Source organism: Ruegeria sp. BE10, assembly GCF_056538905.1.
Genome location: NZ_JBQFTX010000004.1, coordinates 157,177 through 179,671, shown reverse-complemented (window position 1 = coordinate 179,671; position 22,495 = coordinate 157,177). Strand labels below are relative to the sequence as shown.

The 22,495-nt window shown below is 56.9% G+C and carries 22 protein-coding genes; 6 read left to right on the top strand and 16 right to left on the bottom strand.

All coding sequences use genetic code 11. The features are described from left to right. Window positions 1-46: 46 nt before the first annotated feature. The 3 genes from rpoB to rplJ form a co-directional block, all read right to left on the bottom strand. Window positions 47-4,183: a DNA-directed RNA polymerase subunit beta gene (gene rpoB / locus ACR0M2_RS11250; protein WP_170350961.1), complete on the bottom strand. Its 4,137-nt coding sequence runs from the start codon at window positions 4,181-4,183 to the stop codon at window positions 47-49. Between the two features lie 250 nt (window positions 4,184-4,433). After that, on the bottom strand, window positions 4,434-4,808 hold the full coding sequence (rplL, locus tag ACR0M2_RS11245; RefSeq protein ID WP_170350962.1) for a 50S ribosomal protein L7/L12: 375 nt from the start codon (window positions 4,806-4,808) through the stop codon (window positions 4,434-4,436). A 79-nt stretch (window positions 4,809-4,887) separates the two neighbouring features. Continuing rightward, window positions 4,888-5,406, bottom strand: coding sequence for a 50S ribosomal protein L10 (rplJ, locus tag ACR0M2_RS11240; RefSeq protein WP_058283024.1), 519 nt, complete (start codon window positions 5,404-5,406; stop codon window positions 4,888-4,890). A 417-nt stretch (window positions 5,407-5,823) separates the two neighbouring features. On the opposite strand from rplJ, the gene ACR0M2_RS11235 reads away from it, so the two are divergent. Both ACR0M2_RS11235 and ACR0M2_RS11230 read left to right on the top strand, forming a co-directional pair. Beyond that, window positions 5,824-6,786, top strand: coding sequence for a phosphotransferase (locus tag ACR0M2_RS11235; protein ID WP_480705120.1), 963 nt, complete (start codon window positions 5,824-5,826; stop codon window positions 6,784-6,786). Between the two features lie 167 nt (window positions 6,787-6,953). After that, window positions 6,954-7,994, top strand: coding sequence for a Hint domain-containing protein (locus ACR0M2_RS11230; RefSeq protein ID WP_480705118.1), 1,041 nt, complete (start codon window positions 6,954-6,956; stop codon window positions 7,992-7,994). Between the two features lie 77 nt (window positions 7,995-8,071). Here the strand turns inward: ACR0M2_RS11230 and rplA are convergent, their stop codons facing one another. Together rplA and rplK are read right to left on the bottom strand one after the other, a co-directional pair. Next, entirely contained in the window at window positions 8,072-8,770 is a 699-nt protein-coding gene (gene rplA / locus ACR0M2_RS11225) for a 50S ribosomal protein L1 (RefSeq protein WP_170350965.1), read from the bottom strand. A gap of 1 nt (window position 8,771) precedes the next feature. Then, window positions 8,772-9,221 (bottom strand): 50S ribosomal protein L11, encoded by a 450-nt coding sequence (rplK, locus tag ACR0M2_RS11220; RefSeq protein WP_037314971.1) that lies wholly within the window; start codon window positions 9,219-9,221, stop codon window positions 8,772-8,774. Between the two features lie 313 nt (window positions 9,222-9,534). On the opposite strand from rplK, the gene ACR0M2_RS11215 reads away from it, so the two are divergent. The 3 genes from ACR0M2_RS11215 (at window position 9,535) to ACR0M2_RS11205 (ending at window position 12,274) form a co-directional block, all read left to right on the top strand. After that, window positions 9,535-10,431 carry a sulfotransferase domain-containing protein gene (locus ACR0M2_RS11215; protein WP_480705116.1) on the top strand — a complete coding sequence of 299 codons (897 nt, stop codon included), beginning with the start codon at window positions 9,535-9,537 and terminating at the stop codon, window positions 10,429-10,431. 230 nt (window positions 10,432-10,661) lie between these two features. Next, window positions 10,662-11,513, top strand: a complete 852-nt coding sequence (locus tag ACR0M2_RS11210) for a hypothetical protein (protein WP_480705114.1) — start codon at window positions 10,662-10,664, stop codon at window positions 11,511-11,513. Then, a complete protein-coding gene (locus ACR0M2_RS11205; protein WP_480705113.1) occupies window positions 11,510-12,274 on the top strand; it encodes a hypothetical protein in 765 nt (254 codons plus the stop codon). The genes ACR0M2_RS11210 and ACR0M2_RS11205 overlap by 4 nt, the downstream gene beginning before the upstream one ends. A gap of 123 nt (window positions 12,275-12,397) precedes the next feature. Here the strand turns inward: ACR0M2_RS11205 and nusG are convergent, their stop codons facing one another. From nusG to ACR0M2_RS11170, 7 genes are all read right to left on the bottom strand, one after another. Continuing rightward, a complete protein-coding gene (gene nusG / locus ACR0M2_RS11200) occupies window positions 12,398-12,931 on the bottom strand; it encodes a transcription termination/antitermination protein NusG (RefSeq protein WP_010440977.1) in 534 nt (177 codons plus the stop codon). Between the two features lie 199 nt (window positions 12,932-13,130). After that, window positions 13,131-13,328 (bottom strand): preprotein translocase subunit SecE, encoded by a 198-nt coding sequence (secE, locus tag ACR0M2_RS11195; RefSeq protein WP_170350969.1) that lies wholly within the window; start codon window positions 13,326-13,328, stop codon window positions 13,131-13,133. 82 nt (window positions 13,329-13,410) lie between these two features. Beyond that, window positions 13,411-13,569, bottom strand: a complete 159-nt coding sequence (gene ccoS / locus ACR0M2_RS11190) for a cbb3-type cytochrome oxidase assembly protein CcoS (protein WP_170350970.1) — start codon at window positions 13,567-13,569, stop codon at window positions 13,411-13,413. Between the two features lie 5 nt (window positions 13,570-13,574). Then, on the bottom strand, window positions 13,575-15,752 hold the full coding sequence (locus tag ACR0M2_RS11185; RefSeq protein WP_480705112.1) for a cation-translocating P-type ATPase: 2,178 nt from the start codon (window positions 15,750-15,752) through the stop codon (window positions 13,575-13,577). A 4-nt stretch (window positions 15,753-15,756) separates the two neighbouring features. Further along, on the bottom strand, window positions 15,757-16,215 hold the full coding sequence (locus ACR0M2_RS11180) for a FixH family protein (protein ID WP_170413769.1): 459 nt from the start codon (window positions 16,213-16,215) through the stop codon (window positions 15,757-15,759). A 1-nt stretch (window position 16,216) separates the two neighbouring features. Then, window positions 16,217-17,644, bottom strand: coding sequence for a cytochrome c oxidase accessory protein CcoG (gene ccoG, locus ACR0M2_RS11175; protein WP_425081849.1), 1,428 nt, complete (start codon window positions 17,642-17,644; stop codon window positions 16,217-16,219). Window positions 17,645-17,745: 101 nt separating this feature from the next. Continuing rightward, window positions 17,746-18,621, bottom strand: coding sequence for a LysR family transcriptional regulator (locus tag ACR0M2_RS11170; RefSeq protein WP_480705110.1), 876 nt, complete (start codon window positions 18,619-18,621; stop codon window positions 17,746-17,748). Between the two features lie 100 nt (window positions 18,622-18,721). Between ACR0M2_RS11170 and ACR0M2_RS11165 the strand changes: the two genes are divergently transcribed. Beyond that, complete coding sequence (locus tag ACR0M2_RS11165) at window positions 18,722-18,859, top strand: hypothetical protein (RefSeq protein ID WP_170398381.1); 138 nt, start codon at window positions 18,722-18,724, stop codon at window positions 18,857-18,859. 136 nt (window positions 18,860-18,995) lie between these two features. On the opposite strand, the gene ccoP is transcribed toward ACR0M2_RS11165, so the two are convergent. From ccoP to ccoN, 4 genes are read right to left on the bottom strand one after another with little or no spacing between them, the layout of a single operon-like run. Beyond that, window positions 18,996-19,859: a cytochrome-c oxidase, cbb3-type subunit III gene (gene ccoP / locus ACR0M2_RS11160; RefSeq protein WP_170350976.1), complete on the bottom strand. Its 864-nt coding sequence runs from the start codon at window positions 19,857-19,859 to the stop codon at window positions 18,996-18,998. Beyond that, window positions 19,856-20,041, bottom strand: a complete 186-nt coding sequence (locus tag ACR0M2_RS11155) for a cbb3-type cytochrome c oxidase subunit 3 (RefSeq protein WP_170350977.1) — start codon at window positions 20,039-20,041, stop codon at window positions 19,856-19,858. The genes ccoP and ACR0M2_RS11155 overlap by 4 nt, the downstream gene beginning before the upstream one ends. A gap of 12 nt (window positions 20,042-20,053) precedes the next feature. Beyond that, the gene (gene ccoO / locus ACR0M2_RS11150) at window positions 20,054-20,782 is read right to left on the bottom strand and encodes a cytochrome-c oxidase, cbb3-type subunit II (RefSeq protein WP_170350978.1); all 729 of its coding nucleotides are present in this window, start codon (window positions 20,780-20,782) and stop codon (window positions 20,054-20,056) included. A gap of 14 nt (window positions 20,783-20,796) precedes the next feature. After that, complete coding sequence (gene ccoN, locus ACR0M2_RS11145; protein ID WP_170398376.1) at window positions 20,797-22,404, bottom strand: cytochrome-c oxidase, cbb3-type subunit I; 1,608 nt, start codon at window positions 22,402-22,404, stop codon at window positions 20,797-20,799. Between the last annotated feature and the right edge of the window lie 91 nt (window positions 22,405-22,495).

Sequence of the window (22,495 nt, the reverse complement as noted above, 5' to 3'; positions counted from 1 at the left end):
ACCTCAAATTTCGCGGAAGGGGGGACGGGAGGAAGAGCCGAGGCCCTTACTCCTCAACCTCCGCATCCAGGAGTTCCATATTCAGGCCGAGGCCACGGACTTCTTTAACCAGAACGTTGAACGATTCCGGTACGCCCGCTTCAAAGTTATCCTCGCCCTTGACGATCGACTCATAGACCTTGGTCCGGCCGGCGACGTCATCCGATTTCACGGTGAGCATCTCCTGCAGGGTGTAGGCGGCACCGTAAGCTTCCAGAGCCCAGACCTCCATCTCACCAAAGCGCTGGCCACCGAACTGCGCCTTACCACCCAGCGGCTGCTGGGTAACCAGGCTGTACGGCCCGGTCGAACGCGCGTGGATCTTGTCGTCCACCAGGTGGTGCAGTTTCAGCAGGTATTTGATGCCCACGGTCACCGGACGTGCGAATTGCTCACCGGTGCGACCGTCGAACAGGATCGACTGACCGCTTTCCGAGAAGCCCGCACGCACCAGCGCATCGTTGACGTCAGCCTCTTTGGCACCATCAAAGACCGGGGTCGCGATCGGAACACCGCGGGTCACGTTGCCCGCCGCCTCGATCAGGTGACCCTCGTCCATGTTGGCAATGCCTTCTTCATAGACATTCTCGCCATAGGCCAGCTTCATCGCTTCGCGCACCGGGGTCAGGTCGCCGGAACGGCGGTATTCACCCAGAGCTTCGTCGATGTTCAGACCCAGACCGCGCGCGGCCCAACCCATGTGGGTTTCAAGGATCTGACCAACGTTCATACGCGACGGCACGCCCAGCGGGTTCAGACAGAAGTCAACCGGAGTACCATCGGCCAGGAACGGCATGTCTTCCATCGGGACAACCTTGGAGATCACACCTTTGTTCCCGTGACGACCGGCCATCTTGTCGCCCGGCTGCAGCTTACGCTTCACGGCAATAAAGACTTTGACCATCTTCATCACACCCGGCGGCAGGTCGTCGCCACGGCGGACCTTCTCGACCTTGTCTTCGAAACGGGCGTCCAGAGCACGCTTGAGCACTTCGTACTGCTCGTTCAGCGCTTCGACGATCTGTGCGTCCTTCTCGTCTTCCAGCGCCAGTTGCCACCACTGACCACGGGTCAGGGTTTCCAGCAGATCCTCGGTGATTGCCGAGCCTGCCTTGACGCCTTTCGGGCCTTTGACAGCAGTTTTACCCAGGATCAGGCCTTGCAGACGCGCATAGATGTTGCGGTCCAGGATCGCCAGCTCGTCGTCCCGGTCACGGGCCAGACGCTCGACTTCTTCACGCTCGATCTGCAGCGCACGCTCGTCTTTCTCGACGCCGTGACGGTTGAAGACGCGAACTTCGACCACTGTACCGTAATCGCCCGGCTTCACGCGCAGCGAGGTGTCGCGCACGTCAGATGCCTTTTCACCAAAGATGGCGCGCAGCAGCTTTTCTTCCGGGGTCATCGGGCTTTCGCCCTTCGGAGTGATCTTGCCAACCAGAATATCGCCCGGCTCAACATCCGCACCGATGTAAACGATGCCCGCCTCGTCGAGGTTACGCAGCGCTTCTTCACCGACGTTCGGGATGTCGCGGGTGATCTCTTCCGGGCCCAGCTTGGTGTCACGGGCGGCGACTTCAAATTCCTCGATATGGACCGAGGTAAAGACGTCATCGCGCGCGATACGTTCACTGATCAGGATCGAGTCTTCGTAGTTGTAGCCGTTCCACGGCATGAACGCGACGACCACGTTTTTACCAAGCGCCAGTTCACCGATATCGGTGGACGGACCATCGGCAACAACCTCGCCTTTCATGACGGTGTCGCCCACTTTCACCAGCGGACGCTGGTTGATGCAGGTGTTCTGGTTCGATCGCTGGAATTTGCGCAGACGATAGATGTCAACGCCAGCGTCGCCCAGCTCCAGATCTTCGGTGGCACGGATAACGATACGCTGGGCATCGACCTGGTCGATGATACCGGCGCGTTTCGCCTGGATCGCAGCGCCCGAGTCGATCGCAACCTTTTCCTCGATCCCGGTACCGACCAACGGCGCCTCGGCCCGCAGCAGCGGAACCGCTTGACGTTGCATGTTCGAGCCCATCAGAGCGCGGTTGGCGTCGTCATTTTCAAGGAACGGGATCAGCGATGCGGCAACCGAAACCAACTGTTTCGGCGACACGTCGATCAGGTCCACATTCTCGCGCGGAGCGAGGGTGTAGTCACCGGCCTGACGGGTCGAGACCAGATCGTTGATGAACTTGCCGTTTTGATCCAGCGTCGCGTTCGCCTGCGCCACGGTGTGACGCATTTCCTCGGTCGCGGACATGTAGTGAACCTCATCGGTCACCTCGGCGTCTTTGACAACGCGGTAGGGTGTTTCGATGAAGCCATACTTGTTCACGCGGGCAAAGGTGGCCAGCGAGTTGATCAGACCGATGTTCGGACCTTCCGGCGTTTCAATCGGGCACATCCGACCATAGTGGGTCGGGTGAACGTCACGTACCTCAAAGCCCGCGCGCTCACGTGTCAGACCACCAGGGCCAAGCGCCGAGAGACGGCGTTTGTGGGTGACTTCCGACAGCGGGTTGGTCTGGTCCATGAACTGCGACAGCTGCGACGAGCCGAAGAATTCGCGGACAGCAGCAGCAGCCGGTTTCGCGTTGATCAGGTCCTGCGGCATGACGGTGTCGATCTCGACTGACGACATACGCTCTTTGATTGCGCGCTCCATGCGCAGCAAGCCGACGCGGTACTGGTTTTCCATCAACTCGCCGACCGAACGGACACGGCGGTTGCCGAGGTGGTCGATGTCGTCGATGTCGCCTTTGCCGTCGCGCAGCTCCACCAGCGCCTTGATGCAGGCCACAATGTCTTCGCGGCGCAGGGTGCGCAGGGTGTCCGGCGCGTCCAGAGCCAGACGCATGTTCATCTTCACGCGGCCAACGGCGGACAGGTCATAACGCTCGCTGTCGAAGAACAGCGTGTCGAACAGGGCCGAGGCCGCTTCGACGGTGGGCGGCTCGCCCGGGCGCATAACACGGTAGATGTCCATCAGCGCGCTTTCGCGGCCCATGTTCTTGTCCTGCGCCATGGTATTGCGCATGTAGGGGCCAACATTGACGTTGTCGATGTCCAGAACCGGAATGTCGGTGATACCTGCGTCGATCAGCTCTTTAACTGTGCCGCCGATCAGCTCGCCGTCCTTGTCGTATTCCAGGGTCAGCTCATCACCGGCTTCGACATAGATCGCGCCGTTTTCTTCGTTGATGATGTCCTTGGCGACGAACTTGCCGACGATGTGATCAAAAGGAACCAACAGGTTGGTGACGACGCCTTCTTCGATCAGCTTCTTGACCGCGCGAGGAGTGACTTTCTTACCTGCTTCAGCAATCACTTCACCGGATTTGGCGTCGACCAGATCATAGGTCGGGCGGGTGCCGCGCACTCGCTCGGGGAAGAACGGCGCGATCCAGCCCTTTTTCTTGTCCAGCTTGTAGGACACGGTGTTGTAATACGCGTCCATGATCGCTTCTTGATCCAGACCCAGCGCATACAGCAGGGTTGTCACAGGCAGTTTGCGGCGGCGGTCGATACGGGCGAAAACGATGTCCTTGGCGTCGAACTCAAAGTCCAGCCAGCTGCCGCGATACGGGATGATGCGGCAGGCAAACAGCAGCTTGCCCGAGGAATGGGTTTTGCCCTTGTCGTGGTCAAAGAACACACCGGGCGAGCGGTGCATCTGGGACACGATCACACGCTCGGTACCATTCACGATGAAGGTCCCGTTCGGCGTCATCAGGGGCATATCGCCCATGAACACGTCCTGTTCCTTGATGTCTTTTACCGACTTGGCGCCGGTATCTTCGTCGACATCAAACACGATCAGACGCAGAGTGACCTTCAGCGGCGCGCTGTAGGTCATGTCGCGCTGCATGCACTCTTCGACGTCGTATTTGGGTTTTTCCAGATCGTATTTCACGAACTCCAGAACGGAGGTTTCGTTGAAATCCTTGATCGGGAAAACCGACTGGAACACACCTTTGATGCCTTCGCCGTCAGTGGGCTGCTCTGCATCGCCGGAGCGCAGGAAAAGATCATAAGAAGATTTCTGGACCTCAATGAGGTTCGGCATCTCCAGCACTTCGCGGATTTTGCCGTAATATTTCCGAAGACGTTTCTGGCCAAGGAACGTTTGAGCCATGTCAGATGTCACCTTTCGATGTTCTCAGCGGGCAAAGACACCGTCGGGCCCCGGCGCCTTGCACATTCGAGACGACACGTCCGGATCAATTCGTGGCCACCGTCCCGAAGGCAGCCTCCCGATCCGAAAACCGCGTCTTAGAAAACGCCCCCGTTCATGAGGCCCTTTCTAAGACAGGTTCGGCTGGACCCGGATTTCTCCGGGCCCAGCCAAATATTGCGGCGCATCAGCGATGCGCCAGACAACGGGCTTAGGCCAGTTCGACCTCGGCGCCAGCTGCTTCCAGCTTGCCTTTGATCTCTTCGGCTTCGTCTTTCGACACAGCTTCTTTGATCTTGCCGCCAGCTTCGACCAGCTCTTTGGCTTCTTTCAGGCCCAGACCGGTGATGCCGCGAACTTCTTTGATCACGTTGATTTTCGAAGCGCCGGCGTTCTTCAGAACGACGTCGAATTCGGTTTTCTCTTCCTCAGCTGCGCCACCGGCGTCGCCACCAGCTGCGACCATTACGGCGCCGCCAGCTGCGGGCTCGATGCCGTATTCGTCTTTGAGGATGGTTTTCAGTTCTTGTGCTTCCAGCAGGGTCAGACCCACGATGCTTTCTGCGAGTGCTTTCAGATCAGCCATTTTATCAGCTCTTTCCGTTTACAGTGTGTGTTCCAACGTCAGGGTATTCACCCTACGCAGATCATTCAGTGCCAACCGCTTACGCAGCTTCCGCCTTCTCTTCGATGGTGGAAAGGATGCTTGCGATGTTGCTTGCAGGTGCGCCAATCGCGCCGGCGATGTTCGAAGCAGGTGCGCCAATGCAGCCCACGATCGAAGCAATGAGCTCCTCGCGAGACGGCATTTTCGAAACTGTTTCGACGCCTTTGCGGTCCAGAGCGTTCTCACCCATTGCACCACCAAGAATCTCAAAATTCTTGTTATCCTTGGCGAAGTCCTCGGCCACCTTGGCTGCTGCCACGGGGTCCTCGGAATAGGTCAGAACGGTCATCCCTGTCAGCAGGTCGGCCATGCTTGCACACGGCTTACCCTCAAGGGCGATTTTGGCGAGCCTGTTCTTGGCAACACGCACGGCACCACCCGCGTCACGAGCACGTGCGCGAAGGTCCTGCATCTCGGCAACTGTCAGACCGGCGTAGTGCGAAACCACTACGACGCCAGAGCTTTCGAAGATTTGGCCGAGTTCCTCGACCACTTTCTCTTTCTGGGCTCTATCCACAGTTCTCTCCAAGTTAGGGGTGATACCTCACCCCGGCTCATATTTGCCGAAGGGTTAACCCCGGCGTTCAGGTCCGTTGTTACGGGATTGGCCAAAACTCGCCCGAGGATCGTGACCCTCAGAATTCTTTGGTCTTACCCGTCTCAGGCAGGGAATTAAGGGGCCGAATGGACCCACCCACCGTCTTGGACGAAACAAAATAAAGCGCACGACGAATCGCACGCTTTATTCCGCAGCTCTATTTAGGCCAGATGGCAGGGGTTTCCAAGGGGTAAATTGACCGTTCCAACCGGTTTGCTTCACCGCCCAGATCCGTCGCACAAAACCCAAAGCCAGCCATCACAGCATTGACATGACACCAGCCCTGAGGTCCATTCGATCCGCACAGTGAAAAGCCACATAGAACGACGCATTTGAATGCTGGATCTTTCCGATACTGAACAGACAATCGCTTCAGAGTATGTGGCCGAGTTTTCACGGCGCAATCCTGTCGGGCCTGTGAAGAAAGTCGAATGCGTCTATCGCTCGCACGCGTTTCCGGATTCGCGTCTGGTCTTGAAAATCACAACCGGAATTGAAAGCTTTGCACTGAAAATCGACAGCAACTCTCCCACCACCGGAAGGCTGCGGGATGAATTCAGCCTGCTATCCGATCTTCACCAGCATTTTGAAAACAACCCGTCATCGCAGGTTATCCGCCCGATTTACCTGTCGCCATCTGAAACCTTCTTTGTCACCGAATTCATCAACCGGCCAACCGCGGTCGACCTGATCTATAACAGCAAGAACGAAAATCAGGTTGCCCAGATTTTTCGCCGTGCTGGATCATGGTTGAATGATCTTCATGACCGCCACCCCCCGGCGAGCTATGCATTTCGGCCAAAATGGATGACGGACAGCATTCGCGACCTGTCAACTACAGTGCCCTATGATATCGCGGGCACAAGTCGGAAAATGGTAAACGTCATGCTGGCCGAAGCTGCTCGCCTGAAGGGCATTCAGGATATCCGGGTCTTTTCGCATGGAGATTTTCACGGGCAGAACCTGATTGTCGGGCAGGGAAAAACGATTGGCCTGGATTTTACTGAATCCCGCGAAAAGCTGGCCGTGTACGATATCGTCGACTTTCTAAAGGCAGATATTTTTCGCGACGGGGCCGGACCCGATGTGGATCGCAGCGGTATTCTCAGAAAAAACAAGGATATGTTCTTTCGCCGTTATCGACATCCCATCAACATGGAAATTCTGGATTACTGCATCCGGGGGCGGTTGTTGAAGGACTGGCTGGCGTTGTGGCAACCCAACCACGACTGTAGCCCGTTTGAGGAAGACAAACGACAGCGGTTGGGCAATCGCTTGAAAGTTGTGTTTCAAGGATAATGAGACTGTTGCGGTAACCGTCCCAGTTGACAACTATTTGTGCGGTATTTTGAAGAACCCGGTTGACGCATCCACCCAACCAATTTCTTATCTTTCAGCATAATTTCGCGTGGCCTTCGTCGCCTTTGGCCCAACAAAACAAGTACAAAAGAGGAATAATCGCGCAGATGGTTCTCCGCAGTTTTTTCGCTCAGGACAGTGCCAGTCTCATCGCCACATTCGTTCCGGCCGGAGGCGATGCCAATGACATTGTCGTTGGCGGATCTATTATCAACAACTCAGACACACCGGACGGCACCATTTTTGCCTATTCGGGTGGATTTGGCACTACTGTCACGCTGGACGACACCAGCGGCAGCCCAGATGTTTTCGACGATGACCAGGAATCCGGCCATGTCATCACCGATGGAGGTGGCATCGTCACAAATGGCACACAGGTTGAATCTGAGTCCGTGATCACCGTGCGGGCTCTGGACATTAACGGAAACCCAATCGGACCCGAGATTGACATCTACGTGTTTTCCCAGAACGGGGTCACGCAGGACGTTTGGGGCTATAGCACGTCGGCCCCCCTGGTGCCGGGAACCTCTTATGTCAAAATCAGCGGCTCAAACGCGGGGTCGTCGCCCTATACGGATTTCATTACCTGCTTTGGCCTGGGAACACTGATCGAAACCGAAGATGGTGACGTCGAAGTGCAGAACCTGAAAAAGGGTCAGCGCGTCTGGACCCGGGATGGCGGGCTGCAACCGATCCTGTGGATCGGAACGACCGAGGTTCATGGCCACGGCGCGTTCGCTCCGGTCGTGATCGAAGCTGGCGCCATCGGAAACACGCATGAGCTTGTGGTCTCGCAACAGCACAGGGTCCTGATACAGTCACCCGCAACCGACATGCTGTTTGGCTCGTCCGAAGTGTTCGTGGCCGCCAAGCACCTATGCGGCCTTCCCGGCGTTTCGATCCGTGAGACGGACCGCATCACCTATACGCATTTCATGTTCGACCGGCACCACATTGTGCGATCAAACGGCGCGCTGACGGAAAGCTACTATTACGGCGATACTGCCAAATATTCCCTTTCATCCCCGCAAAGGGCGGAAATCCTCGCGCTTTTCCCAACGGTTGAAGAGATCGGAAATGCGTTCCAGCACACGGCGGTCAAGACAATTGGGGCGCATGAAGCCCGCGTATTACGCACATACCTGTGATCACGCGGACCGCAAAAATGAAAAACCCGGGTCGCATATGCAACCCGGGTTCTTTTTTCTAAGCGCTTGGCTGGGGCTTATTCGCCGGCCGCAGCCGCCACATCCAGAGTCACGCCGGGGCCCATGGTCGAGCTCAGCGCGATTTTCTTCATGTAGGTGCCTTTGGCGCCCGACGGCTTGGCCTTGGCCACGGCCGAGATGAAGGCACGGACGTTTTCGACCAGCTTGGCTTCGTCGAACGACGCTTTGCCAACGCCGGCGTGTACAACGCCGCCTTTTTCCGCCTTGAACTGAACTTCACCACCCTTGGCTGCTTCAACGGCCGCTTTCACGTCCATGGTAACAGTGCCGACCTTGGGGTTCGGCATCAGGTTGCGGGGGCCCAGAACTTTACCCAGACGGCCAACGATCGGCATCATGTCCGGGGTGGCAATGCAGCGATCGAATTCGATGGTGCCGCCCTGAATGGTTTCCATCAGGTCCTCTGCGCCGATGATGTCCGCGCCTGCTTCTTTCGCTTCGTCAGCCTTGGGGCCACGTGCGAACACAGCAACGCGCATCGCTTTGCCGGTGCCGTTCGGCAGGCCGACAACGCCACGAACCATTTGGTCCGCGTGACGGGTGTCAACGCCCAGGTTCAGAGCGATTTCGATGGTCTCGTCGAACTTCGAAGTGGCGTTGCCTTTGACCAGGGAAACAGCTTCTTCGACCGACAGGTTTTCCTTGCCAGCGACAGCTTCGCGCGCAGCGCGGGTACGTTTACCGAGTTTTGCCATCTTACTTCACCTCGATGCCCATAGAGCGGGCCGAGCCCAGGATGATCTGCATTGCGCCTTCGACGTCGTTGGCGTTCAGATCTTTCATTTTGGCTTCGGCGATTTCACGAACCTGCTTCGAAGTCACGGTTGCCACGGTCTCACGACCAGGGTTTTCCGCGCCACGAGGGCGGTTACGCTTGCCAACCGGCTTCAGACCAGCTGCTTTTTTCAGGTAATAAGACGCGGGCGGCGTCTTGATGTCCATGGTGAAGGACTTGTCTTGATAATAGGTGATCACGGTCGGGCAAGGTGCGCCTTGCTCCATGTCTGCGGTCTTAGCGTTGAACGCCTTGCAGAATTCCATGATGTTGATGCCGCGCTGACCCAGCGCCGGACCAACTGGCGGCGACGGGTTCGCCTGACCTGCAGGAACCTGCAGTTTCATTGTACCAGCAAGCTTCTTGGCCATTTGGTTTTCCTTTCAACGTAGATAGGACGCGTCCTACCCGGTTTATGTTGCGTGGTCCGATCCGGGATCGCGATCCCAGCAACCTCCCACGAGAGAATCTCGCCCAAAGACGATAGAGGCGGCATGTATAGGGGAATGGTGGGGTTGGCAAGAGGTTGGCGTTACAGTTTGGCATCACCGCTTTGGGCCCGAAACACGCGTACTCATCTCTGCCTGTCTCCTCAACTGCAAGACCGATTAGCGCCACAAATTCTTCCTCGGACTGGCGTTCTGTGGCAGACTGGCACTTTCAAGGCGCAGGAGGGATCGGAAAATGAACGGGTTTGGGTCGCCGAAGAAAACACGGGAGTTTCACAACCACCACTTTGACTCCTCCATGTGGAACGATTTCGAATTTCGTAATGACGATATCATCATCGCTACCTATGCAAAGTCTGGAACGACTTGGGTTCAGCAAATCGTCGCTCAGCTGATATTCAACGGCGCCGAAGACCTCGACGTCGCCGAGATGTCGCCGTGGCTTGACCTTCGGGTCCCGCCCAAAGAGGTCAAGTTACCAGCAGTCGCATCGCAAACGCACCGACGCTTCTTGAAAACGCATTTACCGGTGGATGCGCTCGTTTTCTCAGAACAAGCCAAATACATATACATTGGGCGCGATGGGCGTGACGTAGTATGGAGCTTTCACAACCATCATTCGAACGCGAATGACACTTGGTATGAAACTCTGAATGATACGCCCGGCCGGGTAGGCCCACCGATCGAACGACCAACACGAGATACCGTTCAATACTTCAGGGAATGGCTGGAGAATGATGGTTACCCGATGTGGCCTTTCTGGGAAAATATTCGAACCTGGTGGGAGATTCGCGATCAGCCCAACGTGCAACTTATCCATTTCGAAGCGCTCAAACGCGACATGCCGGGGGAAATTCGCCGCATCGCAAGTTTCCTGGACATCGAGATTGACGAAAGTCGTTGGGATGCGATCCTCACGCACTGTTCCTTTGACTACATGAAAGCACATGCAAGTAAATCCGTCCCTGGAGGCGGTATTTTTTGGGATGGCGGCGCAGAGACATTCATCCACCGCGGCGTGAACGGTCGTTGGCGTGAGATTCTCCCTGAAGAGGACAAAGCCCGCTATGAGGCTAGAGCCTTGGCGGAGCTCGGGCCTGAATGCAGCAGTTGGCTAGCCTTCGGAAAATAAGAGCATCACTGGCACCACCTCGTCGAAACCCACGAAAGGGTCATCATTGACGGAGGTCCAGAGAAGACAAACGATTGCCCCTATGTTCCCAATTACCTAATTGAGGCACAATAACGCCTCAGCGAAGGTCGAGATTTGCGGAACAAATCAATTAATCCTAATACTTGAGTTGCTTAAGAAACGAAGGCGGGTATCTTGGTGCAACTTGGACACAAATGAGGTGGTCAGGGATGGGGTCATCTCGACTTAACAAAGGACTGCTGATCTGTGTACTGGTCGCTATGCTGCCGGGTTGTGGCAGCAAGGCCGAAGACCAAAAAGCTCTGGATGCCGAAACCAACGCGGTCACAAAATCCTATTCGTCCGTAACGACAGGGATCGATCCAGCCACCTATGCCGGTCGCTTTCAAATCAAGCTGACAAAAGAAGTACCCCTGCGCGACATTCCGGTTCCCTTTACCGTTTACGGCGGTCTAGAAGAATCCAGCCCAACCCGATTGCGGTTGAAGGCCTTCATGGATCTGCGTGGGCTACAGGAAAAGGCCCCTCAAATCCTGACTGGCCCTTTGGAAGAAACCTGTAAACGTCAGATTTACCTTGAGATCCGAGACGTTACCGCCATAGGTGACACCGTAAAGGTCGAAGGTTCCGCCCGCGCGCAGTTTACAAGGTGCAACCGGCGTGAAGAACCGGGCTTTCGTTATTTTGGAGCAACCGTGGACGCGGTCGCTGTCGCCAAGGCTGAGGTGAAAGGCCAATGCCTAACATTCAGCATCGAAAGCGCCGACCTCAGCCCGCGCGGATTCATCGGCGCTGTTTCCAACCTCTTTGGTTTGACCAACCGCATCAACGACGCAGTTCTGGAAAAGGGTGGTGAGTTTCTGGCAGCTCATCCGGTTTGCCCGCCACTGCCCGACGAATTCTCTGTTCTCGAACCGATCTACGAATCAGGAGGCACCCGCGAAATCGCTCCGGGCGGGATGGGCGCGGCTGTTGTCGGATCTGCCGATGTCAGCGCCGGGACAATCGTCAAAGTCCTGGGTGGGCTGAAGGAACTTGGCGTATTGGAGTTTGCTGAATGAGACACTGGTTGATTTTCCCGGTCTTAATGGCAGCCGTTCTGGACGCCCGGGCACCAAGCGCGCAACAAGTGGACTTTGTCGTCGACGCGACATTGCCAGTTCGTGATACAGAGCTGCCCTATACGCTTGATCTGAACCTCGCCGCTGTTGCGCCGACACGGATCGGGGTGGGCGCGCTTCTTGATCTGCGTGAAATACAGAAGACTGTGCCTGAGCGACTGGCTGACAACGCGATAGTCGACAATTGCGGCCTGCAAGTCCGGCTGGATGACTTGAGTTTTGGGGCCCAAGGCGATGCGATTGATCTGGATGGGGAGGTAACCATCACGATCTTTGAATGCAGCCGAACCAGTGAGCGCAATTTTCAACGGGGTGAGCAAAAAAAGGCTATCCTGGCAAACATGTCCACCGAAGCGACAGTCGAACTGCGTGACAATTGCGCCTATTTCAAACTCATTGATCTTACACTGACGGCCCCCAAAGAACAGCGAGAGCAACTTCTGGATGATGATACGCTGGACTCTGTAAAGGAACTGATGCTGGCCGCTGTAGATCTTGTATTGAACGATACTCCTTTGTGTCCGAAGTTACCGGCAGAACTCGCGTCACTTGACCCGGTTTATGACAATGGCGGACCCAAAGAGATCGGAGAAGGTGGGCTTGGTGTCTTCCTTGAAGGATCGGTGGATGTCAGCCCTTCGACCATTCTCGATATTCTGACGGTCCTTCAACGGCAAGAACTGATCCCCGGCCCGCCGTAACTGCAAGGTGATCCTTGTCGTTGAGAAAACCACCTTGGACTTCTGAACTGACAACTGGTTCGCCAAAACAAAACGCCGCGGTGCTCGTGGCATCGCGGCGCTAAAATCTTGCTGAAGTAGCTATCAACTCTGCTTTGTAACCTGCGTGAAGTCCAGCTCGACCGGGGTTTCCCGACCGAAGATCGAGACCGAAACCTTCAGCTTCTGAGCTTCGTCGTCGACACCCTCGACCATGCCGTCGAAATCCTCGAACGGGCCGTCGTTGACCTTGACCTTCTCGCCCACTTCGAAGGTGATCATCAGCTTGGGCGCTTCTTCACCTTCCTGAACGCGGTTGAGAATCTGGTTCACCTCTGCATCACGCATCGGCATCGGGCGGCCTTGCGGGCCCAGAAAGCCGGTGACGCGGTTTATCGAGTTCACAAGGTGATAGCCCTGATCGGACATTTCCATATGCACCAGCACATAACCGGGCATAAAGCGGCGTTCGGTCGTGACCTTCTTGCCCCGGCGCACTTCGATCACCTCTTCGGTGGGCACCAGAACTTCGTCGATATCGTCCTCAAGGCCCTGCTCGGCCACCGACGTGCGGATCTGCTCTGCGATCTTCTTTTCGAAATTCGAAAGAACGCTGACCGAGTACCACCGTTTCGCCATGAACCTGTCGTCCTTGTTTGCCTTCGGTGCGCTGGCAATGCCGCAAGCACCGTCATTGAAATTCTGTCACGTCACCCGGAATAAAAAGCGGCGCGCAGCCCGAATCGCCGCACGCCCATTCCGAATAGTACCGCGTCAACTACTCTGACATTGCGCGCTGTGCAAGGGGGCAGTGGCGTTTCAGCCCGCCCAAACCGGTTTAACTGAATGCACCCAGGATCAGTTGCAATCCGCCGCGAATGCCCAGATCAACCAACGCAAAGAACACGGCAGTCAGCGCCGCCATGATGAACACCATGACCGTGGTCAGCAGCACCTCACGCCGGGTCGGCCAAACGACCTTTGCAACTTCGGCGCGGACTTGCTGAATGAACTGGATCGGATTCATAGTTGCCATTTGGCTTGGTTCTCTCTGCTAGCGGATGAGCCGGACATAACCGGGCATTGCGGCAATTTCAAGAGCGCTTGATTGCCATGTGTCAGGGCTTGGGCTTGTCGTCCCATTCATCACTCAGGATGCGCCGAGAGTCACCCTCGGGGTCGTCATATTGGTTCGAGCGGACGGTATACACAAAGGCCACAAGTCCAACCCCGCCCAAAAACAGGGAAATCGGAATCAGATAGGCCAAAACTTCCATAGCAGCTACCTCAGACGCAGGGCGTTCAGGGACACGGTGATGGACGAGGTCGACATCGCCAGCGCCGCAATCAAGGGCGTGGCCAGACCGGCCACCGCCAGCGGCACCGCGATGATATTGTAAACGGTGGCAATACGAAAGTTCTCGCGAATCCGTTTGGTCGCCTTCACGGCCGTATCACAGGCATCGGCAATTGGGGCCAGATCATTACCCAACAGCACGATATCCGAGGCCACCCGCGCCGCGTCCAGCGCCGATGCGGGCGAGATCGACACATGCGCCGCTGCCAGCGCGGCGGTATCGTTCAGACCGTCGCCGACCATTAGAACATGTCGGCCCTGATCGCTCAGCTCCTGCACACGCGCGGCTTTTTCTTGCGGCAAAGCCTGCGCGACCCAGTGTTCGATCCCCAACTTTTCAGCCAGCGCCTGAACCGCGCCTTCTGTGTCACCCGAAATCAGGATGACCTCTTTGCCTGCGTCGCGGAAGGCTTGAACCGCCTCGGCCGCGCCGGGGCGCAGACTGTCCGAATACTGGAAGCACACAGGCGCCTGCCCTGCGACGGACAACCATGCTGCGGTCTGATCACCCTCTTGCGCACCGGTCCACGCTGCCCGGCCCAGACGCACGCGCTGATCTCGATAGGTGCCTTCGGTGCCGTAACCCGGAACTTCGGTGATATCTTTCAGACGGGCCGGTTTGACCCCCGCATCGCGTGCCGCGGTGGTCAATGCAACGGATAGCGGGTGCGAGGATGCCTCGGACAGCGCCAAGGCCACTTCAAGATCAGCGCGGGCATGATCGCCCAGGTTGATCAGTTCGGGTGTACCCGAGGTCAGCGTACCGGTTTTGTCGAACACCACCGTATCCACCTCGGCCAGACGTTCCAGAGCCGTGGAATGTTTGATCAGCATCCCCTTGCGGAACAATCGCCCCGAGGCTGCTGTTGTCACCGCAGGCACCGCCAGCCCCAGCGCACAGGGGCAGGTGATGATCAGCACCGCAGCCGCAATGTTCAGCGCTGTTCGGATATCACCGGAATAGATGTACCAACCCAGAAAGCTGAGCGCCGCTAGGATGTGTACACCTGGCGCATAAAGCTTGGCTGCCTTGTCCGCCAATGAGGTATAGCGCGACCGGCCCGATTCAGCGATGGCGACCAGATCGGCCATACGGTGCAGCGACGTATCCTCACCCACCGCTGTCGCCCGAATGGTCAGGGGGCCAGTCAGATTAACCTCACCAGCGCTGACTGCCATGCCCGCTTGCGCAAAAACAGGCAGGGTTTCCCCGGTCAACAGAGACCGATCAAGCTCTGACTGCCCCGACACAATTTCGCCGTCCACCGGCATACGCCCACCGGGCCGGACAAGGATCAGATCGCCAACTGCAAGGGTGGCTACAGCCACTTCTTCCTCGGCACCCTCGACCAGGCGGATGGCGCGCGGTACTTCTAGTGCGGTCAGTTCTTCGGCCGCGGATCGGGCAGCATCGCGGGTGCGGTAATCCAGATACCGGCCTGCCAACAGGAAGAAGGTCAGCGTCAGCGCGGCATCGAAATAAGCGTGCTTGCCGCTGAGCGCGGTTTCCCAAAGCGATGTGATCAACGCCAGCAGGATGGCTAAAACAATCGGAACATCCATGTTCAGGCGTTTGACCCGCAGGGCGCTCCAGGCGTTGGCAAAAAAGGGCTGCGCCGAAAAGGCTATGGCTGGCAACGCAATGGCCGCGGAAATCCAGTGGAACATATCGCGCGTGGCATCCGATGCGCCCGACCAGACCGACACCGACAGCAGCATCACGTTCATCGAAGCGAAACCGGCCACCGCCAGCCGCATCAACAGATCGCGACCGGCCTTATTGGCCTGCGTCGCTGACAACGAACCTGGGTCCAGCTCGTACGCCTCATAGCCCGCCCGTTCCAATACAGGAATAAGATCGGCTGCACGCAGATCAGGCGACGCTTTGACCATCGCCCGCTTGAGTGTCAGGTTCACCCGCGCGTCCTCGACCCCCGGATAGGCGTTCAGTTCCCGTTCGACCGTGGCAATACAAGCCGAGCAATGAATGCCCGGCAACGACAACGCAATCTGAGCATCCTGCGGGATGGGCCGCACCGGTTCCGCCGGGCTGGCGATACAACCGGGGCAGGCCGCAGTGCCGGATGTGAACTGCGTCGTCATCCCATCACCCTTTTACGTACAACGGCACACGCTGGGCAAACTCTGCACCCGCGCTATCCTTGGCAACCAGCCGTATGTTCCAGTTGCCTTTGCCCAACGATACCGGCGTTGCATAGGCCTGACCGTCAAAGATAAATTCGGGCGAGAAATCATCTTCGACATGGGTGGCGCGACCCACAACCGCCTGCAACTCGGCCACTTCGACCGGAGCTCCGGTTTTGTCAGTGATATGCAGGATCAACAAGCCGCCAGTCATTTCGGCACGAATGGTCCAACCCAGCGCCTGATGTTCCTTCAGACGGTCGTTGAACTCCTGACTGGCGACATAAGAGTTTTTGACCTCAAGCCCCGGAAAGGTTTTGACCGCGCTATAGGCCAGTACGAGGTTTACGGCGATAATCACACCGAACGCGGCGACGAAAATGGCCAGAGCGTGCTTACCGGTAAATTGACGCTCGGCCATACTAGTTCCCTCGTCCGTTGAAAGTGGTGTCTTTATAGGCGCGTTCACCGCTTTCCAGATCCTCGACCCAGATGCGCACCGAAGTTGCATCCGCAGCCGCCGGCCCGGTGTCGCCCGCAGAAACGATGTACACGCGGGTCAATTGTGCCGTATCTGCCGTGACATTGACAATCTCACCTTCGATTCCCTCGATCTGGATCTGCAAGGCCGGATCACCCGCGAGGGACAATTGGAACGCCCGGTCCTCACCATGCTTGTTGCGCAGGCGCACGTCATAGGTATTGCGGATTGTTCCGTCGGACAAAGTGACAAAGGTCGGGTTGCGCACGGGCGCCACGGTCAGATCAATATCGGACCGGATAAACAGTGCAAACAACAGCGCAAGGCCAACCAGGGTCCACAAAGCCGTATACAGGATCGTCCGCGGACGCAGGATGTGTTTCCAGACGTTGATGGGTTGCTCGCCTGCCCGTTCATGAGCTTCGTCGCTCAGCGCCATATAGTCGATCAGGCCACGCGGCTTGCCGATCTTGGCCATCATGTCATCGCAAGCGTCGATGCACAGCGCGCAGGTTATGCATTCCATCTGCTGCCCGTCGCGAATGTCGATCCCAACCGGGCAAACATTCACGCAAGCCATGCAGTCGATGCAGTCGCCCAGCTCGGAATCGGCAGTACGCTTACCCTTGCCGCGCGGTTCGCCCCGCCATTCGCGGTACCCGACGACCAGAGTGTCCTCGTCCATCATAGCGGCCTGAATACGCGGCCACGGGCAAGCATAAATGCAAATCTGCTCGCGGGCGAAGCCGCCGAAAAAGAACGTCGTACCTGTTAAGATCAGGACCGTTGTATAGGCAACCGGATGAGCGTTTCCAGTGACCAGATCCCGCATCAGCGTAGGGGCATCGGCAAAATAGAACACCCAGGCCCCGCCGGTTGCCAGACCGATCAGAAACCACGCTGTCCATTTCGTGATACGCAGGCGCGCCTTGCGGAAATCCAGCTTTTCCTGCCGGTGCAGTCGCAATCGGGCGTTGCGATCGCCTTCGATCCAGCGCTCAACCAGAATGAACAGGTCCGTCCACACCGTCTGCGGGCAAGCATAGCCACACCACACGCGCCCCAGCGCAGAAGTAAACAGAAACAGGCCCAGACCGGCCATGATCAACAGGCCTGCCACGAAATAAAATTCATGCGGCCAGATTTCGATCCAGAAGAAGTAAAAACGCCGGTTCGCCAGATCCAGCAGCACCGCCTGATCCGGCAGGCTGGGGCCGCGGTCCCATCTGATCCAGGGCGTTACATAATAGATGCCAAGCGTAACCGCGAGGATGATCCATTTCAGGTTTCGAAATGGCCCGGACACGCGCCGGGGAAAGATCGGCTCCCTTGCAGCGTAAAGGCTGGGGGCAGGGTCGGAATCGCTCACAAGCAGGCTCCAGATGTGGCTGTCTTTTAGGCGTCTTTTTCCAGATCACAAAAGCAGTCACTTTGACATGGGTCAAAAGCGCATCACGCAGACACCTTTTGTCACACCATACCAGCTTGCCGCCTGAGCCAGCTAACAAAAATTTTGACAGCCGGGCGCAGTGGCGCATCCCCTGTCACAATGTGGTATCCACGCGCGTCAGGTTCGCAAAACAACTCGATGATGCGACCCGCCTGAATATCAGCTTCAACAAAATGTCGCGCCGTGAATGTCACACCCTGACCAGCGCGCAGCCCCTCAAGAACCAGATTGCCGGGCAACAAGATTCGCCCAGCCCGCGGGCCGTGTTCAACCCCGCGGCGGGCCAGCCACGATGTTGCCTCTGTAGTTCCAAGCTCTTCCAACCAAGGCAGTTGGCTAAGCTCATCCGGCGTAATGGTTTCCCGGCCTCCCAGTAGCGACGGCGCAGCAACTATCACGATCGGACTTTGCAACAGAGGCTCTGCATTCACCCCCTGCCAGTATCCATCCCCGTATCGGATCGCCACATCCACACCACCCGGACGCAGACTGGCAAGATCAGGCGAAGGGTCCAGTGCCAGGGGTATATCAGGATACTCGGCCTGAAACGCCGGCAAGCGGGGCATCAGCCAGGACGCGGCAAAAGATGCCGTCAAGGATACATGAACCGGGCGGTCTTCGGCGATATGCGTCAGATCCGCTATGGCTGCCCCGATCGCGCCAAAACCCAGATGTAAGGCGCGGGCCAGCTTTTCACCCTCGACCGTCAACGTCATGGACTTACCGCTGCGGTCCAGCAGGGTCACCCCAAGGTGTTTTTCCAACGCGCGCAATTGCTGGCTGATGGCAGCGTGGCTGACATTTAACAGGACCCCGGCCTGCACCACATTTCCTGCTTCCGCAAAGGCATGAAAAGCCTTCAGCGATGCAAGGGGTGGCATTGTCATCCAGTTCATATGTAAGTCTAGATTACATTACCCAATGGCAATTGAGTCGCATATTCCTCGCAAAACATCAATCCTGAGTGCAATCAGACCCAACTTAAGGAGAGATCAGATGCTATCGATTCTTGCACGTACATTCATGGTCGCCACCCACACGGATGGGCTAACGACACCGCAAAACCGCGAACACCGCCCCGAGGACAATTGGTGGAAGAGAACCACGCGCGTCACACGTTCCCGTGCGAAATGACGGGCCCTCTGGACCCGATCAAAACAGAGAACTAATCTGAACTTGTAGCACCGGCTGTTCAGGAAACGCGCGAACAGATGGAACAGCCGGTGCCTAACCTTCGGGCGGCGAACCGTCCGAAGGTATTCTTTTGCCGTTACTGACCGCCACCCAATTGGTGGACATAAGCTGTGACCGCGCGAATCTGCGCGTCGGTCAGACGGTTTTCCCAGGATGGCATCACGCCAAAGCGGCTGTTGGTGACCGTTTCGGTCAAAGCCTCTTCGCTGCCGCCATAAAGCCAGATTGCATCGGTCAGGTTCGGTGCGCCCTGAGTGATATCACCGGTGCCGTCTTCGCCATGACATGCTGCGCAGTTGTCCTCGAAAACAACTTTGCCCGCCTGCGCCGCCGCATCATCAGTCTGAGCGTTGGTCAGCGACATGACATACTGCACCACCTGAGTGATTTCGTCCTGTTCCAGAATCTCGCCAAAGGCCGGCATCTCGGAATAGCGCGCATCGTCGCTTTCTTCGTTGCGAATACCATAGGCAACGGTCATCTCGATATCCTCAAGCGACCCTCCCCACAGCCAGGCATCGTCCAGCAAGTTCGGGAAACCCGGCGCACCCTGCGCCCCCGAGCCGTGACACTGCGCACACCAGGTACGGAACACCGCACCGCCTGCGTTCACCGCGTATTGCTGCAACTCGGCATCTTTCGAGATATCCTCCAGCGGCGTTTCAATCAGCTTGGTGTTCCACGGCGCATTGGCCTCCTCGAACGAGATCATCTCTTCCTGCACAAGTGCTCGGGAAGACCATCCCATGACACCAGCCGTTGCAGACCGAACCAACGGCCAAGCCGGATACATGATCGTATAGATCACGCCCCAAACAATGGTTGCGTACAAGACCCACAGCCACCAGCGCGGCATCGGATTGTCAAATTCCTCAATTCCGTCCCAGCTGTGGCCGGTGGTATTCGGATCACCCGGCTGTTTTTCAGGTGTTTTGCTCATTTCCTCGCCTCCTTGACTTCGGCGGGTTTATCTTGATGCCGGAATGGGATGTTGGCGGTATCCTTGTATTCTTTGCTGGCACCGGGGCGGAAAACCCAGATCACGATGCCGACAAAGAAGGCAAACAGCACAAGTAACATCCAGCTATCCGCGAACTGCCGTAAGAGAGTATATTCTTCCATCACACCCTCCTGTTATCGGCTAGCGTCCGGGGTGAAGGTCGAGAAATCAACCAACGTGCCCAGCATCTGAAGGTAAGCAACGAGCGCATCCATCTCGGTCAACTCAGATTGACCATCGAAATTGCGGACATTGACCTTGTCGCCATAGCGTTCCAGCAATCCGTCATAGTCGCTGTCCGGATCCGCCTGCGCCCGGAAATCCGCCTGTGCCTGCTCGAGCATCTCGTCTGTGTACGGCGTGCCGACCACAGAGTTGGCAGCCATGACATCACCGATATACTTACCGTCGATCTTCCGATGCTCGAGGAAGCCATATTTCGGCATCACCGATTCAGGCACCACCGATTGCGGATCACGCAGGTGGTCCACCTGCCACTGGTCCGAATAACGGCCACCGACACGAGCAATATCTGGCCCGGTACGCTTGGAGCCCCACTGGAATGGGTGATCATACATCGATTCAGCCGCCAGCGAGTAGTGACCATAGCGCTCAACTTCGTCCCGCATCGGGCGGATCATTTGACTGTGGCAGACATAGCACCCTTCGCGGATGTAGATGTCACGCCCGGCCAATTCGAGGGGGGTGTATGGGCGCATGCCCTCTACCTTCTCGATGGTGTTCTCAAGATAGAACAGCGGGGTGATTTGTACGATGCCACCGATGGTCACGACCAGAAAGCTGAAGATCAGCAGGAGGGTCGCGTTGGTCTCGAGGATCTTATGTTTGTCGAGAATTGCCATTGCTCCGGCCCTCCTTATTCAGCCGGGACCGCGACGGACAGGCTGGCCTCTTTGGCCGGCGCTTTCCGCACAGTCATCCACAGGTTGTAGCACATGATCAGCGAGCCAGCGACGAACATCACGCCACCCAAAGCACGCACCACATACATCGGGAACTTGGCAGCCACGGTGTCGGCGAACGAGTTCACCAGGAAGCCGTTGGCATCCACTTCACGCCACATCAGACCTTCCATGATGCCGGTGACCCACATCGACGCGGCGTAAAGCACGATGCCGATGGTAGCGAGCCAGAAGTGCCAGCTGACCATCTGCAGCGAATACAGACGCTCACGCTTCCACAGGACAGGCACCAAGAAGTACAGCGCACCAAAAGTGATCATGCCGTTCCAGCCCAGCGCGCCCGAATGCACGTGACCGATGGTCCAGTCGGTGTAGTGCGACAGCGAGTTCACCGCACGGATCGACATCATCGGGCCTTCAAAGGTGGACATGCCGTAGAAGCCGACCGAGATGACCATCATCCGAATAACCGGGTCAGTGCGCAGCTTGTCCCATGCACCCGACAGGGTCATCAGACCGTTGATCATTCCACCCCATGACGGCATCCACAGCACGATTGAGAACACCATGCCCAGCGTCGAAGCCCAGTCAGGCAACGCGGTATAATGCAGGTGGTGCGGACCGGCCCAGATATACAGGAAGATCAGAGCCCAGAAGTGGATGATCGACAGCTTATAGCTGAATACCGGACGCTCGGCCTGTTTCGGGATGAAGTAATACATCATTCCCAGGAAACCCGCGGTCAGGAAGAAACCCACAGCGTTGTGGCCGTACCACCACTGGATCATGGCATCCTGCACACCAGACCAGACGATAACCGATTTCGAGCCCCAGATGCTGACCGGGATGGTCATGTTGTTGACCAGATGCAGCATGGCGACAGTCACGATGAACGCCAGATAGAACCAGTTCGCCACATAGATGTGGGGTTCCTTCCGCCTGACGATCGTTCCAAGGAAAACGGCCAGATAGGCAACCCACACAATGGTCAGCCAAAGGTCTACATACCATTCAGGCTCGGCATATTCTTTGGACTGAGTGCCACCCAGAACGTAGCCGGTCGCTGCCAGTACAATGAACAGCTGATAGCCCCAGAACACGAACCACGCCAGATTGCCGCCCCACAGACGCGCGGCGCTGGTGCGCTGTACCACATAGAACGAGGTTGCAATCAAGGCGTTACCGCCAAAGGCAAAGATCACCGCCGATGTGTGCAGCGGACGCAAACGACCAAAGTTCAGATAACCCTGCGCCCATTCGAAGTTCAGCGCTGGAAAAGCCAGCTGAAACGCGATGAAAGTCCCTGCAAGGAACCCGACCACGCCCCAAAAGGCAGTTGCGATCACGCCATAGCGGATCACGCCATCCATGTATTCACCCGAACGGTCTACAAGAATATCTGGCTCGTCGGTGTTTCTAAGCGTCCAGATGAACAAACCACCGGCGATCAGCATCACCAGAATCGAATGCACCTGATACGCCAAATCGCGTGCATAGTTGGACCCGATCGCAGTGAACACCACAACCAGACCAAGCACGATCAGCTTGATGTAATTTGACATATTGCGTCCCTTTGCCATGCCCCACGTGATTCTTGTATATCGCAGGACCCTTTTGACTGGTTGCCGTTTTGTCGAACGGCGGCCAGAATTA